The sequence below is a fragment of the Methylobacterium sp. D48H genome (assembly GCF_053345715.1).
The window spans coordinates 13,300-27,520 of sequence record NZ_JBKFAP010000002.1; the positions used below are offsets into that span (position 1 = coordinate 13,300).

The 14,221-nt window shown below is 71.0% G+C and carries 14 protein-coding genes; 9 read left to right on the forward strand and 5 right to left on the reverse strand.

The window, feature by feature from the left end:
• Window position 1: 1 nt before the first annotated feature.
• Both ACLBX8_RS06220 and ACLBX8_RS06225 read right to left on the reverse strand, forming a co-directional pair.
• On the reverse strand, window positions 2–220 hold the full coding sequence (locus tag ACLBX8_RS06220; protein ID WP_012319883.1) for a hypothetical protein: 219 nt from the start codon (window positions 218–220) through the stop codon (window positions 2–4).
• A gap of 174 nt (window positions 221–394) precedes the next feature.
• A complete protein-coding gene (locus ACLBX8_RS06225; protein ID WP_012319882.1) occupies window positions 395–787 on the reverse strand; it encodes a DUF2267 domain-containing protein in 393 nt (130 codons plus the stop codon).
• Window positions 788–1,003: 216 nt separating this feature from the next.
• Here ACLBX8_RS06225 and ACLBX8_RS06230 point away from each other — a divergent pair, with 216 nt between their 5' ends.
• The 6 genes from ACLBX8_RS06230 (at window position 1,004) to ACLBX8_RS06255 (ending at window position 8,375) form a co-directional block, all read left to right on the forward strand.
• Entirely contained in the window at window positions 1,004–1,747 is a 744-nt protein-coding gene (locus ACLBX8_RS06230) for a (Fe-S)-binding protein (protein ID WP_447714759.1), read from the forward strand.
• Window positions 1,744–3,315, forward strand: coding sequence for a lactate utilization protein B (locus ACLBX8_RS06235; RefSeq protein ID WP_447714760.1), 1,572 nt, complete (start codon window positions 1,744–1,746; stop codon window positions 3,313–3,315). The genes ACLBX8_RS06230 and ACLBX8_RS06235 overlap by 4 nt, the downstream gene beginning before the upstream one ends.
• Window positions 3,312–3,917, forward strand: coding sequence for a LutC/YkgG family protein (locus ACLBX8_RS06240; RefSeq protein ID WP_447714761.1), 606 nt, complete (start codon window positions 3,312–3,314; stop codon window positions 3,915–3,917). The genes ACLBX8_RS06235 and ACLBX8_RS06240 overlap by 4 nt, the downstream gene beginning before the upstream one ends.
• 240 nt (window positions 3,918–4,157) lie before the next feature.
• Window positions 4,158–5,018: a transglutaminase-like domain-containing protein gene (locus tag ACLBX8_RS06245; RefSeq protein WP_020091882.1), complete on the forward strand. Its 861-nt coding sequence runs from the start codon at window positions 4,158–4,160 to the stop codon at window positions 5,016–5,018.
• A 737-nt stretch (window positions 5,019–5,755) separates the two neighbouring features.
• Window positions 5,756–7,486 (forward strand): dihydroxy-acid dehydratase, encoded by a 1,731-nt coding sequence (gene ilvD / locus ACLBX8_RS06250; protein ID WP_020091883.1) that lies wholly within the window; start codon window positions 5,756–5,758, stop codon window positions 7,484–7,486.
• Complete coding sequence (locus tag ACLBX8_RS06255) at window positions 7,473–8,375, forward strand: tetratricopeptide repeat protein (RefSeq protein ID WP_020091884.1); 903 nt, start codon at window positions 7,473–7,475, stop codon at window positions 8,373–8,375. Before ilvD ends, ACLBX8_RS06255 begins: the two co-directional genes overlap by 14 nt.
• 35 nt (window positions 8,376–8,410) lie before the next feature.
• On the opposite strand, the gene ACLBX8_RS06260 is transcribed toward ACLBX8_RS06255, so the two are convergent.
• Window positions 8,411–9,034: a glutathione S-transferase family protein gene (locus ACLBX8_RS06260; RefSeq protein WP_447693586.1), complete on the reverse strand. Its 624-nt coding sequence runs from the start codon at window positions 9,032–9,034 to the stop codon at window positions 8,411–8,413.
• Between the two features lie 23 nt (window positions 9,035–9,057).
• A complete protein-coding gene (gene xth, locus ACLBX8_RS06265; protein ID WP_020091886.1) occupies window positions 9,058–9,852 on the reverse strand; it encodes an exodeoxyribonuclease III in 795 nt (264 codons plus the stop codon).
• A 95-nt stretch (window positions 9,853–9,947) separates the two neighbouring features.
• On the opposite strand from xth, the gene ACLBX8_RS06270 reads away from it, so the two are divergent.
• From ACLBX8_RS06270 to glpX, 3 genes are all read left to right on the forward strand, one after another.
• Entirely contained in the window at window positions 9,948–10,631 is a 684-nt protein-coding gene (locus ACLBX8_RS06270) for a ceramidase domain-containing protein (protein WP_447714762.1), read from the forward strand.
• Between the two features lie 109 nt (window positions 10,632–10,740).
• Window positions 10,741–12,057 carry a homoserine dehydrogenase gene (locus ACLBX8_RS06275; RefSeq protein ID WP_447714763.1) on the forward strand — a complete coding sequence of 439 codons (1,317 nt, stop codon included), beginning with the start codon at window positions 10,741–10,743 and terminating at the stop codon, window positions 12,055–12,057.
• 145 nt (window positions 12,058–12,202) lie between these two features.
• The gene (glpX, locus tag ACLBX8_RS06280; protein WP_020091889.1) at window positions 12,203–13,186 is read left to right on the forward strand and encodes a class II fructose-bisphosphatase; all 984 of its coding nucleotides are present in this window, start codon (window positions 12,203–12,205) and stop codon (window positions 13,184–13,186) included.
• Window positions 13,187–13,238: 52 nt separating this feature from the next.
• On the opposite strand, the gene ACLBX8_RS06285 is transcribed toward glpX, so the two are convergent.
• Window positions 13,239–14,186, reverse strand: a complete 948-nt coding sequence (locus ACLBX8_RS06285) for a L,D-transpeptidase (protein WP_447714764.1) — start codon at window positions 14,184–14,186, stop codon at window positions 13,239–13,241.
• Between the last annotated feature and the right edge of the window lie 35 nt (window positions 14,187–14,221).

Below are 14,221 nucleotides of genomic sequence, written 5' to 3' on the forward strand. Positions count from 1 at the left end.
CTCAGCGGCCCGTGAACCCGGTCGGCGCCAGCTCGCCGGGCGCGATCGGGAAGCGCGGCTCGATCGTCATCGGATCGGCCAGGGCCGCCGCGCGCTCAGCGCGCCGGCGACCGTGCCTCAGGGCCCGGGTCTGCGCCGCGCGGGTCGGGTGCAGGATGGCAGCGAGCAGGGACTGCCCTTCGAACTCGCTGTCCAGGTTCTTGGCTTCGAAGACGGGCATGGCCGGCCTGCTTGAGTGCGGTACCGGACACTGCCGAAGGCGTCGATCCGGGCCACATCCCCAATAACGGGGATCGCGTGGACAGGTTCCGTCAAGCTTTCGCTCCGCAACCTCTTTTTTACTTTCGTCCAGGCGTCACCCGAATGCAGTGCGGCCGCGCACACCGGCCCGCGGTCAGACGAACTGGTTCAGCCCCGGGATCGAGCCGATGATCGGGCCCATCGCGTCCTCGCCGACCTTCTCGCGGCCGAAGGCGAACAGCTCTTGTCCGAGGGGCTGCATCTGACCCATCGGCACACCGGCGGCCATCAGCTTCTGGCCGAGCGCCATGACGCCGCCGCCGCCCATCATCCCGCCGAGCATGCCCATTAGCCCGCCGCCGCCGCTCTCGCCGGCATTCGACTCGGCGATCAGCGCCTCGGAGCCCGGCAGGGCCGCCAGCAGCTGGCCGACCTCGGCCGCGGGCCCTTCCTTCTGCAGGAAGGCCAGGATGTGCCCGATGGCGGTCTGAGCGGTCGCGGCGTCGAGCCCGGTGCGGGTGGTGACGCGGGCGAGCAGTTCTTCCATGGTGATGATCTCTTCGGAACGCTTCCAGACGTCCTTCGACTCTGAGGCGTCGGAAATCAAGCGCGCGGCATCGCTTCCCAGGAAAACTCCCCGGTTACAGCGGGCACGGTGCCGCAGCGGGCGACCTCGCCAAGGGCCGCCCCTTCCGGTAGACCCTCGGTCAGTCTTGAACCGTTCCAGGCCGCCGGGCCGGGGTATCCAGGGAGTTGCCGGACCATGCGGGTCGGCCTGTTCGTGCCGTGCTACGTCGACGCCTTCGAGCCCGAGGTCGGGATCGCCACCCTGGAGCTCCTCGAGCGCCTGGGCTGCACGGTCGAGTACCCGTTCGACCAGACCTGCTGCGGCCAGCCGATGACCAACACCGGCTGCCACGCCGAGGCCGCCGCGACCGAGGCGCTGTTCGTCAAGAACTTCTCCGGCTTCGACTATATCGTCGCCCCGTCGGGCTCCTGCGTTCACCAGGTGCGCGAGCACCTGACGGCGATCCCGCAGACCGACGAGGTCCGGCACGTCCGCGCCAGTACCTACGAGCTCGTGGAGTTCCTGCACGACGTGCTGAAGGTCGAGGACCTGCCCTGGGCGAACTTCCCCCACAAGGTCGCCTACCACACCAACTGCAACGCCCTGCGCGGCATCCACCACGCGCGGCCGACCGAGCTGGTGCAGCCCTACTACTCCAAGCCCCTCGACCTGCTGCGCCTCGTGAAGGGGGTCGAGCTCGTCGACCTCGCCCGGCCGGACGAGTGCTGCGGCTTCGGCGGCACCTTCTCGGTGTTCGAGCCCGCCGTCTCGGCGAAGATGGGCTACGACAAGGTCGCCGATCAGAACCGGGCCGGGGCCGCCTACGTCGTCTCGGCGGATTCCTCCTGCCTCATGCACCAGAAGGGCTGCGCCGAACGGCTCGGCTTGCCGCTCAAGTACATCCACATCGCGCAGGTGCTGAACGGAGCCGCCGCATGAGCGCCGAGGACCTCAACCCCCGCGAGCGCGAAGGCGTCATCCACCCCGAGGTGCGGGCCGGCCACGACGAGAGCGAGCGGGCGCCGGACGGCCGGCGTCTCCAGCACGCGGAAGCCGCTTCGAAGCCGATCCGCGCCCCGCAGACCCGGGAGCCGCAGCCGCGCGGCGCGAAGATCCGGGGCGACCGGCCGATCAACCAGTCGGAGGCCGCCGAGCGCTTCCTCGCGGCGCCGCTGCACCAGGCCGCCCACGACGAGCGCCTGTGGGACCTGCGCAAGAAGCGCGACGCCTCCGCGCACGGCATCCCGGAGTGGGAGGAGCTGCGCGAGCTCGCCTCGCAGATCAAGACCCACACGCTGAGCCACCTCGACCGGTACCTCGAGCAGTTCGAGGCGGCCGCGAAGGCTAACGGCGTCCACGTGCACTGGGCGAAGGACGGCGCCGATCACAACCGGATCGTGCTGGACATCCTGCGGAGCCACGGCGCGAAGACGCTGGTGAAGTCGAAGTCGATGCTCACCGAGGAGTGCGGCTTCCGCCACCACATGGCGGCCAACGGCATCGAGGTCATCGAGACGGATCTCGGCGAGCGGATCCAGCAGCTCGACAACGAGGAGCCGAGCCACGTCGTGGCGCCGGCCGTCCACAAGACCCGGATGGACGTGGCCGAGGTCTTCGCCAAGACGCTCGGCACCGATCCGGACAACGACGACGCGCACTACCTCGCCGAGAGCCAGCGCGAGACCACCCGGCCCTACATCCTGAAGGCCGATGCCGGCATGACCGGATGCAACTTCGCGATCGCCGAGACCGGCACGGTCGTGACCTGCACCAATGAGGGCAACGCCGACCTGTCCGGCAACGTGCCGCCGCTGCAGATTCACTCCATCGGCATCGAGAAGATCATCCCGAAGGTCGAGCACCTCGGGGTGTTCATCCGCCTGCTGTCGCGCTCGGCGCTGGGCTCACCGATCACCCAGTACACCTCGCATTTCCGCGGCCCCCGCGCGGGCACCGAGATGCACATGGTTCTGGTCGACAATGGCCGCTCCGAGCGCCTCGGCATGGAGGAGTTCTGGACCTCGCTGAAATGCATCCGCTGCGGCGCCTGCATGAACACCTGCCCGGTCTACCGGCGCTCGGGCGGCCTCTCCTACGGCGCGACCTATTCGGGGCCGATCGGTCTGATCATCGATCCGACCTTCAACAAGCGGAAATACTCGACGCTGCCGTTCTCCTCGACGATGAACGGCTCGTGCACCAACGTCTGCCCGGTGAAGATCAACATCCACGAGCAGATCTTCGCGTGGCGGAAGGTGCTGGTCGAGGAGCACCAGATTCCGGCTCTCAAGCAGGGCATGATGAAGGCCGCAGGCGCCGTGCTCTCGCGCCCGGCCGCCTACCGGGCGGCGATCGGCGCGGCGGATTCCGCCCTGAAGGCCCTGCCGCGCTTCGCGGTCTACAACCCGCTCAACACCTGGGGGAAGAAGCGCGAGATGCCCGACGCGCCGCGCCAGACCTTCCACGCCTGGTACAAGCAGAACCGCATGAAGGACACGGGTCGATGAGCGCCCGCGACGCGATCCTCGACGGCATCCGCAGGAACCGGCCGGCCGGCGACTTCCCGCTGCCGGAGGTGCCGCTGTTCGCGCCGCTCGTCGGCGAGAACCTGGTCGCCGAGTTCGGCGAGCGGCTGAAGCGCATGGGCGGCCGCGTGACCGAGCCCGGTGCCGGCGACGTGTTCGCGGGCGTGCGCGAGCGCCTCGACGCCGCCAAAGTTATCGCCTCCGCGGTGCCGGAGCTGACCGGCAACCGCGACCTGCGGAGCGTGCGCGCGCCCCAGGAGGTCGAGGACGTGGACGTGGCGGTGGTCCGCGCGGTGTTCGGCATCGCTGAGACCGGCTCGGTGCTGTTCACGCAGGACCAGCTGATCGTCAACGCCGTCGCCTATCTCGCGCAGCACCTCGTCGTGCTGCTCGACCCGGCCGACATCGTACCGAACGTGCAGGCGGCCTACCGCCGGCCGGAATTCGGCCGCTCGGCCTACGCGGTGCTGCATACCGGCCCGTCGGCCACCGCCGACATTGAGGGCGTCCTCATCCACGGCGCGCAGGGCGTGCGCTCTCTGACGGTGCTGCTGCTCCCGAGGGATGCCGCCGAGCGCGGCTGACACCGTATCGATCGCTTCAACCGTCCTTGCGAGCGAAGCGAAGCAATCCAGGGACGCACTATGTGCCCGGCGATGTCGCGCCGCCCTGGCTCGCTTCGCTGCGCTCGCGATGACGGTGGCGCCGTCCGACGCACGCGGCGCCCCCGTCTCGCCCGCGACTCCCCGATCGAGCCGGAACCGACAATCGGGCGCGCCCCTTGCTTGGACGGCGGATGGGCCGTCATCCGGCAAGGAGATCCGATGCGCTACACCCTCGGTTGCAGCCTGTCCTACAACATCCTCTCGGACACCACCTTCATCTTCAATCTGGAGGTAGCGAAGCTGAAGAGCGTCGAGATCCTGAGCGAGAGCTTGGTCCTGACGCCGAACCTCAAGCGCGATCTCTACACGACCCCCGACCTCCAGAACCGCTATCTCGCGGTCAACGTCCCGACCGGTCAGTTCGCGCTGGAGTACAATGCCGAGGTCGACCTGACCGTGCACCGGGCCGACCCGGCGACCGTCAACGAGACGCCCATCGGGCAGCTGCCCCTCGACATCCTGCCGTTCCTGCTGCCGAGCCGGTTCGTCTCATCGGACCGGCTGACGCCCTTCGCGCTCGCCGAGTTCGGGGCGCTCCCCAAGGGCCACGCGCGCGTGAACCAGATCTGCAACTGGATCCACGACCACATCGCCTACCAGCCCGGCTCCAGCGACGGCGAGACGACCGCCCACGAGTCGCTCCTGAAGCGCGCCGGCGTCTGCCGCGACTTCGCGCATATCGGCGCCGCCTTCTGCCGGGCGCTCGGGATCCCGGCCCGGTTCGTGAGCTGCTACGCCCACGGCCTCGTCCCGAGCGACTTCCACGCGGTGTTCGAAGCCTATCTCGACGGGCGCTGGTGGCTGTTCGACGCCACCCGGCAGGCCGACCTCGACGGGCTAGTGCGGATCGGCGTCGGGCGCGACGCCGCGGAGATCGCCTTCTCGACGCCCTTCGGCAACATGCAGCCGGTCAATCAGCAGGTCCGGATCCAGCGCGCGGACGGGCAGGGCAGCCCGATGCCGCGCACGGTGGACGCCATCTCGACCGAGATCCCGGCGCCGCACGCCGGAGCGGCCTGAGCGCGGATCCGGCCGGGATCACGTCGTCCTGTGATCCCGTGATCCCGGCCGCGCCGCGGCGAAGCGGATGCCGGTGCAGGACGCCCGATCCCGGCCCGCGTCGGCGAAGAGCGGCGCGTCGGCCGCGATGAGCGGCACGCGGGCTCCATTCGATCAGGCCCGCGACGCCGCCACGGACGCGCGCCGGACCCGCCGTTCCGCGCGAGCGAGGACCGCGCGGCGCGCAAGCAGATTGGCGCGCCGGACCCGCCGCGGCGGCGGCGCGACATGTCGTTCCGCCCGTCGGTCGGCGTATTGCCGGCGCCGGTCCCGCGCAGGGATAGTGATACAGCGACTTTCCGGGTGCCGGATTGCCGCGTCCCGCCCGGATCGCGGCCCGGAGATCCTCGGCTTGCCCGAAGACAAGTTGCGTCTCGGAGAAGCGCCCCGTTAGCGCCGGGCCATTGTCCTTCATCTTGTCGTCACCGCCGAAATGGCCGCAAGCGTGGCTGTGGCGGGGTCGCAACACCGTAAAACGATCCCCGCTCCGCCCCGAGACCTGCCCGTAAACGCCGCGATCCCGCCATAGTCCGGGCCCACCTCAACATCCGCGGTAAACGGCAAATTCGACAACGGTTTACCGTTCGGAAACGAGGACTTCCCGAGCACGCGGACGGATCTCCCGGCGCCTCGCGAACGGCGACGCGCCGCGGTTCAACGCACCCTCGGGATCGGCTGCGAAGGCTTGGTCTGAAGTCATGGTGACGCGTTTGAACGACAAGTCGAAGCTGCCGAGTCGCCACGTCACAGAGGGGCCCGACCGCGCCCCGCACCGCTCCTACCTCTACGCCATGGGCCTGACCCGTGAGCAGATCCACCAGCCGCTGGTGGGTGTCGCCTCCTGCTGGAACGAGGCCGCGCCCTGCAACATCTCGCTGATGCGCCAAGCGCAGGCGGTGAAGAAGGGGGTCGCCGCCGCCAACGGGACGCCGCGCGAGTTCTGCACGATCACCGTCACCGACGGCATCGCCATGGGCCATGGCGGCATGCGCGCGTCGCTGCCGTCGCGCGAGGTCATCGCCGACTCGGTCGAGCTGACCATGCGCGGCCACGCCTACGACGCCCTCGTGGGCCTCGCGGGCTGCGACAAGTCGCTGCCCGGCATGATGATGGCGATGGTCCGGCTGAACGTGCCCTCGATCTTCATCTACGGCGGCTCGATCCTGCCCGGCTCGTTCCGCGGCAAGCCCGTGACCGTCCAGGACCTGTTCGAGGCGGTCGGCAAGGTCGCCGTCGGCGACATGAGCCTCGAGGACCTCGACGAGCTGGAGCAGGTCGCCTGCCCGTCGGCCGGCGCCTGCGGCGCGCAGTTCACCGCCAACACCATGGCGACCGTCTCCGAGGCGATCGGCCTGGCGCTGCCCTATTCGGCCGGAGCCCCGGCCCCCTACGAGATCCGCGACAAGTTCTGCGCCACGGCCGGCGAGAAGGTGATGGAGCTCCTGGAGAAGCGCATCCGCCCGCGCGACATCGTCACCCGCAAGGCGCTGGAGAACGCCGCCACGGTGGTGGCGGCCTCGGGCGGCTCCACCAACGCGGCGCTGCACCTGCCGGCGATCGCCCACGAGTGCGGCATCGAGTTCACCCTGTTCGACGTGGCCGAGATCTTCCGGCGCACGCCCTACATCGCCGACTTGAAGCCCGGCGGGCGCTACGTCGCCAAGGACATGTTCGAGGTCGGCGGCATCCCGCTGCTGATGAAGACGCTCCTCGACCACGGCTTCATGCACGGCGACTGCCTGACGGTCACCGGCCGCACCATCGCGGAGAACATGGACCGGGTGACCTGGAACCCGGACCAGGACGTGGTCTATCCGGCGAACCGGCCGATCACCCCGACCGGCGGCGTCGTCGGCCTCAAGGGCAACCTCGCCCCCGAGGGCGCGATCGTGAAGGTCGCCGGCATCCCCGCCGAGAAGCAGGTCTTCACCGGCCCGGCCCGCGTGTTCGACGGCGAGGAGGCCTGCTTCGCGGCCGTGCAGGCCCGCAGCTACGAGGAGGGCGACGTCCTCGTGATCCGCTACGAGGGCCCGCGGGGCGGCCCCGGCATGCGCGAGATGCTGTCGACCACCGCGGCCCTCTACGGCCAGGGCATGGGCGACAAGGTCGCGCTGATCACCGACGGGCGCTTCTCGGGCGCGACCCGGGGCTTCTGCGTCGGGCATGTCGGCCCCGAGGCCGCCGTGGGCGGCCCGATCGGGCTGCTGCGCGACGGCGACGTCATCACCCTCGACGCGATCCAGGGCACGCTCAGCGTCGCCCTGTCGGACGCGGAGCTGGCCGAGCGACGCAAGGCCTGGACCGCGCGGCCCAACACCGCGACCTCCGGCTACCTCTGGAAATACGCGCAGGGCGTCGGCCCGGCCTTGTACGGCGCCGTCACCCATCCGGGAGGTGCCAAGGAGACGCAGAGCTATGCGGACGTCTAGGACTGACCTCAGCCGGCGCAGGGCGCCGGCCGGGGCCGATCCCGGTCGGTTCCGGTCCGTCGGCGGCCTCGCGGTGGCGGCCTGGGCGCTCGCCCTGGTCGCGCTGCCGGTCGCGCCGTCGCGCGCCCTCGACGCCAATGTCCGCACGCCCGTGCAGGTCCCGGTCGCCGACAAGAGCTACCGCTCGGCCAAGGACGCGCTGCGCGCCGGCATGCGCGAGTACAATGCCGGCGACAAGCAGGGCGCCGCCCGCGCGCTGGAGTACGCGGCCGGCCAGGGCCACGCCCTTGCGCTGTGGAAGCTCGGCCGGATGTACGCCGACGGCGACGGCGTCCCGCACGACGACCTGAAGGCGTTCGAGTTCTTCTCGCGGATCGCCGACGCCAGCACCGATGACGGGCCCGATCCGCAGAACTCGGCGGTCCTGGGCAGCGCCTTCACGGCTCTGGGCACCTACTTCCTGGAGGGGATCAAGGGCACCTACGTGCGCCCCAATCCCGAGCGCGCCTACGACATGTTCAACTACGCGGCGTCCTACTACGGGGACCCCAACGCGCAGTACAATCTCGCCCGGCTCTACCTCGACGGCACCGGCGTCGAGGCCGACCCGCGGCAGGCCGCGCGCTGGTTCAACCTCGCCGCCGAGAAGGGCCACCACCCGGCGCAGGCGCTGCTCGGCGACATGCTGGTCAACGGCCTGGGCGGCATCCCGGTCCAGCGGGTGCGCGGCCTGATGTGGCTCTCGCTCGCCCGGGAAGGCGCCGAGAGCCGCAAGGACGACTGGATCGTCGCGCTCTACGAGAAGAACTGGGCGGCCGCCAGCGAGGACGACCGCGCCGAGGCGCAGACGCAGCTCCAGACCGTGGGCTCGATCCGCAAGCGGCGCTGAGCCGCCCTCGACTGTGCAAGCGGCGCTGAGCGGCCTCAGCTCTTCGCCGCGGCGATCGCCGCGGTGAAGGACGGCCGCTCCAGCGTCGCCGCCACCCAGTCGGCGAGCTTCGGCCACCGGGCGCCGTCGACCGCGACCTTGGCCAGCCGCAGATTGTGGAACGGCGCCGCCACGGCGATGTCGGCGATGCCGAACCGGCCGCCGACGAGGTAGGGCCCGTCGATCTGCGATTCGAGGTAGTCGAACAGCGGCGGCAGCGCCGTGTCCACGGTCCGCTGCGCCAGGGCCTCGTCGCCCTCGACCTTGAACAGGCGGGGCTTGAGGAAGCGCTCGACGAACGGCACCAGCACCTGCCGGGTCAGCTCGCACTCGCCGAACTTGTCGAACCAGCGGGCGCGGGCGGCGTCCCGCGCGTCCTCGGGGATTAGCGCGGGCGCCGGGTGCAGCCGCTCGAGATAGTCCACGATGGCGCTCGAATCGGCGAGGCGATACCCGGCATCCTCCATCGCGGGGATCTTCCCCATCGGGCTCGCGGCGCGGAAGCCGGGATCCGCCGCGTGGAAGCCGACCGGGCGATGCTCGAAGGCGACGCCCTTCTCGTAGAGCGCCGCGAGCACCTTGCGCACGTAGGGCGACACGCTGCTGCCGTAGATGATCATCGTCGTTCCCCCCGATCGCGGCTCTAACCGGCCGCCAGCTCCGCCGTCACCGGCACGTGGTCCGACGGCTTGTCGAGCCCGCGCATGTGCTTCTGGACCGAGGCCGAGACCAGGCGGTCGCCGGCTTGCGGCGAGAGCAGCAGATGGTCGATGCGGATGCCGGCATTCCGCTGCCAGCACCCGGCCTGATAGTCCCAGAAGGTGTAGAGCCCGTCGCGCGGGTCGCAGGCGCGCAGGGCGTCGGTGTAGCCCTCGGCGAGGATCGCCCGGAACGCCGCCCGGGTCGTCCCCAGGAACAGGGCGTCGGAGCGCCACGCCTCCGGATCGGCCGCGTCGGCCGCCTCCGGGATGACGTTGTAGTCGCCCGCCAGCACCACCGCGATCTCATCGTCCAGCAGCGCCCGGGCGTGGAGCCGCAGCCGCTCCATGAAGGCGAGCTTGTACGGGTATTTCGGGCTGTCCACCGGGTTGCCGTTCGGCAGGTAGATCGACGCCACGCGCACCGGGCGGGTGTCCGCGCCCGAGATCAGCGCCTCGATGTAGCGGGCCTGCTCGTCGGCGGCGTCGCCCGGCAGCCCGCGCCGAATCTCCGACATGGCCAGCGGCGCCCGGACCAGCAGCGCCACGCCGTTATAGGCCTTCTGGCCCAGCGTCTCGACCGCGTAGCCCGCCGCCTCGATGTCGGCGCGCGGGAAGGCCTCGTCCTGGCATTTCAGCTCCTGCAGGCAGACCACGTCGGGCCGCGCCTCCTCCAGGAAGCCGAGGAGGTGCGGGAGCCGCTGCTTGATCGAGTTGACGTTCCAGGTGGTGATCCGCATCGCCTCGCTTCCGGTCGCCGCCCGGCCGTCATCCGCGCTTCGCGTCGCGCTGACAAGGCCATCCCGGCGCAAGGACGGGGAAGTAGGGTCGACGGATGAACTGGTTCGAGCCGGTGTCGGCTTACTGCGAGCGGGGCGGGCCGGACTTTTGGGCCGAGCCCGCGAACGCGCTGTCGAACGCGGCCTTTCTGCTGGCCGCCGCCGCGGCGCGGCGCGCCGCCGTCACCGATCCGCCGGACCGGACCTGCCTCGGGCTGGCGGCCCTGATCGCCGTGGTGGGCGTCGGCTCGTTCCTGTTCCACACCCTGGCGGTCTACTGGGCGATGCTCGCGGACGTCGTCCCGATCGCGCTGTTCATCTACGCCTATCTGGCGCTGGCCCTCTCGCGCTTCCTGCGCTTGGCGCCGGTCCGGGTCGCGGCGGCGACGGGCGGCTTCGCGCTCCTCGGATTCGCGCTCACGCCCCTGCTCGACGGGCTGACCGGCCTCGACGTCGCGCGGCTCACCAACGGCTCGGTCGACTACCTGCCCGCCCTGCTGGCGCTGTTCGGCGTCGCCTGGGCCGCCGCGCGGCGGCCGGAGGAGCGCTTCGTCGGGACCGGGCGGCGGCTCGCCGGCATCGGCCTGCTCTTCCTGATCTCGCTCGCGGCGCGAACCGGCGACCGGGCGGCCTGCGCGCTGCTGCCGACCGGCACGCACCCGCTCTGGCACGTGCTGAACGCCGTCGTCCTGTACGCCCTCGTGGCGACGGCGATCCGCCACCGGAAGACCGCCGGGTGACACGCCCCGCGGTCCCGGGCCAATTCCTTGCGGGCGGGGCGGAATTCTTGCAGAAGTGCGCCGCATCGGGCGCCCGGCCCATCGCGGTCGCCCGGGCACGGAAGGGGTCATGACAGTGAGCTTTCGCCTCGGGATCGCCGGACTCGGGACCGTCGGTGCGTCCGTTGTCCGGATGGTCGAGCGCCGCCGCGCCGCCTTCGCTGCGGCGGGCCTCGACATCCGCGTCACCGCGGTCTCCTCGCGCGACCGCGGCCGGGACCGCGGCCTCGACCTGTCCGGCATCGCGTGGTTCGACGATCCGATGGCGCTCGCCCGGTCGGAATCCGTGGACTGCGTGGTCGAGCTGATCGGCGGCGCCGAGGGACCGGCCAAGGCCGTGGTCGAGGCGGCGCTCGCGGCCGGCAAGCCGGTGGTGACCGCCAACAAGGCGCTGCTGGCGCGCCACGGCGCCGCCCTGGCCGCGCAGGCCGAGGCGAAGGGCGTGGCCCTCGCCTTCGAGGCGGCGGTGGCCGGCGGCATCCCGGTGATCAAGACTTTGCGCGAGGGCCTGCCGGGCAACGCGGTCTCCCGCGTCTACGGGATCCTCAACGGCACCTGCAACTACATCCTCAGCCGCATGGAGCGCGAGGGGCTGACCTTCGAGGCCTGCCTGAAGGACGCGCAGGCCCTGGGCTACGCCGAGGCGGACCCGACCTTCGACGTCGAGGGGTTCGACACCGCGCACAAGCTCGCGATCCTGACGAGCCTCGCCTTCGGGACCGTTGTCGACGCCGACGGCGTGTCGGTCGAGGGCATCTCCCGGGTGCAGCCCCTCGATCTGCGCATGGCGGACGAGCTCGGATACCGGATCAAGCTGCTCGGCGTCGCGCAGGCGACCGAGGCCGGCATCGAGCAGCGGGTCCACCCGACCATGGTGCCGAAATCCTCGGCGATCGCGCAGGTCATGGGCGTGACGAACGCCGTGACGATCGACGCGGACGCGGTGGGCGAGCTCACGCTCATCGGTCCCGGCGCCGGCGGCGAGGCCACGGCCTCCGCGGTGGTGGCCGACATCGCCGACGTGGCGCGCGGCCTGATCCGCCCGACCTTCGGCGTTCCGGCCGCGGCGATGCGCGCCAGCGAGCGCGTGGAGATGCAGCGTCACGAGGGCGGCTACTACATCCGGCTCACCGTCCATGACCGGCCGGGCGTCGCGGCCGGCGTCGCGCAGCGGATGGCCGAGCGATCCATCTCCCTGGAGAGCATCCTGCAGCGCCGCGTCGAGGGGCCGGAGGCCGATCCGCGCGGCCGCTCCGGCCGGCCGGTGCCGCTGGTGCTGATCACCTACGCGGCGACCGAGGGCAACATCCGCGACGCCCTCGACGCCATCGGCGCCGACGGGCTGCTGGCGGAGCCGCCGCAGCTGATCCGGATCGAGCGTGAATAACAGTGCATACGGTCGCGTGACCCCCCACCGCTTGATGCAGGATAGTGGGCATTAGCGAACCGGCGTATACGCTGCGCGGCCGTCATCCGACGGTATCCATCCGGGATCCGACCCCAAGATCGGACCCGGCCAGAGGCAGGAAACCATGGAAGAGGCCCCCAAGCCGGCATCGCGCGGCGTCCCGCGCACGCTCGCCCTCGAACTGGCCCGCGTGACGGAGCGTGCCGCCATCGCCGCCGCCCGATTGCGCGGCCAGGGCGACGAGAAGGCGGCCGACCAGGCCGCGGTCGACGCGATGCGCGACGAACTCAACGGCCTGCCGATCCGCGGCACCGTGGTGATCGGGGAGGGGGAGCGCGATCAGGCGCCGATGCTGTTCATCGGCGAGCAGCTCGGTCTCGGGGAAGGGCCCGAGGTCGACATCGCGGTCGATCCGCTTGAGGGCACGACCCTCTGCGCCAAGGACATGCCCGGCGCCATCGCCGTCATGGCCATGGCCGAGCGCGGCTCGCTCCTCGCCGCGCCGGACGTCTACATGCAGAAGATCGCCATCGGGCCCGGCTACCCGCCCGGCCTCGTCGATCTCGACGCCAGCCCGACCGACAACATCGCGGCGCTGGCTCGGGCCAAGGGCGTCGACCCGAAGCAGATCACCGCGCTGATTCTCGACCGTCCCCGCCACGCGGCGCTCGTGGCCGAGGTCCGGGCGGCCGGCGCGGCGGTCCGCCTGATCTCGGACGGCGACATCGCCGGCATCATCTTCACGGCGAGCCCCGAGGAGACGGGCATCGACCTCTATCTCGGGACCGGCGCGGCGCCCGAGGGCGTGCTGGCGGCCGCCGCGATGCGCTGCATCGGCGGCCAGATGCAGGGACGCCTGATCCTCGACACCCCGGACCGGCGACGCCGGGCCGCCGAGATGGGCATCGAGAATCTGGACCGGAAATACGACCTGACCGATCTCGCGAGCGGCGACGTCATCGTGGCCGCCACGGGCATCACGGACGGGGCTCTCCTGCGCGGCGTGCGCTTCCGGCCGGACAAGATCCAGACCGAGACCCTGGTGTACCGGTCCGAGGCCGGGACGGTCCGCCGGATCCTCGGCGAGCACCGGCGCGGGCTGACCTGACCCGGCGGACCGCCGGTCCCGGACCGGCGGCGCTCGGGCGGTAGACCCGGCCTCAGTTCAGCACCACCACCTTGCTGCCGACGCCGACCCGGCTGAACAGGTCGATCGCGTCCTGATTGATCATCCGGATGCAGCCCGACGACACGCTCTTGCCGATGGAGAAGGGCTCGAGGGTTCCGTGGATGCGGAACAGCGTGTCCTTGTTGCCCTGCCAGAGGTACATGGCGCGGGCGCCGAGCGGATTGCGCAGACCGCCGGCGACGCCGAGGCCGCTCTGCAGCTTGTCGACCTCGCTGGCGAGCTTCGGGCTGCGGGCGATCATCTCCTTCGGCGGATACCAGTCCGGCCACGCCTGCTTGGAATTCACCGTCGCGGTGCCCGACCACGAGAAGCCCTGCTTGCCGACGCCGACGCCGTAGCGGCGGGCCCGGCCGTTGGCCTCGACCAGGGTGAGCTGGTGGGCCCGCGGGTCGACGATGATCGTCCCCGGCTCGTAGGGACCGTGATAGGCGATCTCCTGACGGAGGAAGGCGGGGTTCATCTTCTTGTAATTGAATGCCTGGACCGGGAACACGTCGTCCGTGATCGGGCCGTAGATCTTGGCGTAGTCGATCGGCTCGTTGTCAGGCGCGCGGAGCACGGCCTTGGCCTTGGCGGCCTCCAGCGGCGAGAGCCCCTCGGCCGCAGGCGCGCTGCCCGGGCGTGCCGGGACCGTCGGGTCCGTCTCCAGGTTGGCGGCCGGCGGCGGCGCGACCGGGGCCTGCGCGGCGGGCGGCGGGGGTGCCGGGCGCACGAAGTCGGTGCGGCCGGTATAGGGCAGGTAGCGGCCGCCGCGACGCACGTAGAGAGCGCCGTTCTGATCCTGGTAGAGCTGATTGTCGTCGCCGAACCCGTCGATCCCGGCATCGCCCACGGGGCCGCGGCCCTGGGCGTGTGCGGCGGAGGCGAGGGCGAGGACCGTGAAGCCGGCCAGGAGAAGGCGACGGATCGGGGCGGACATGGTTCGAATTCCTCGGGAGGCGCCGCCGGGGCTTG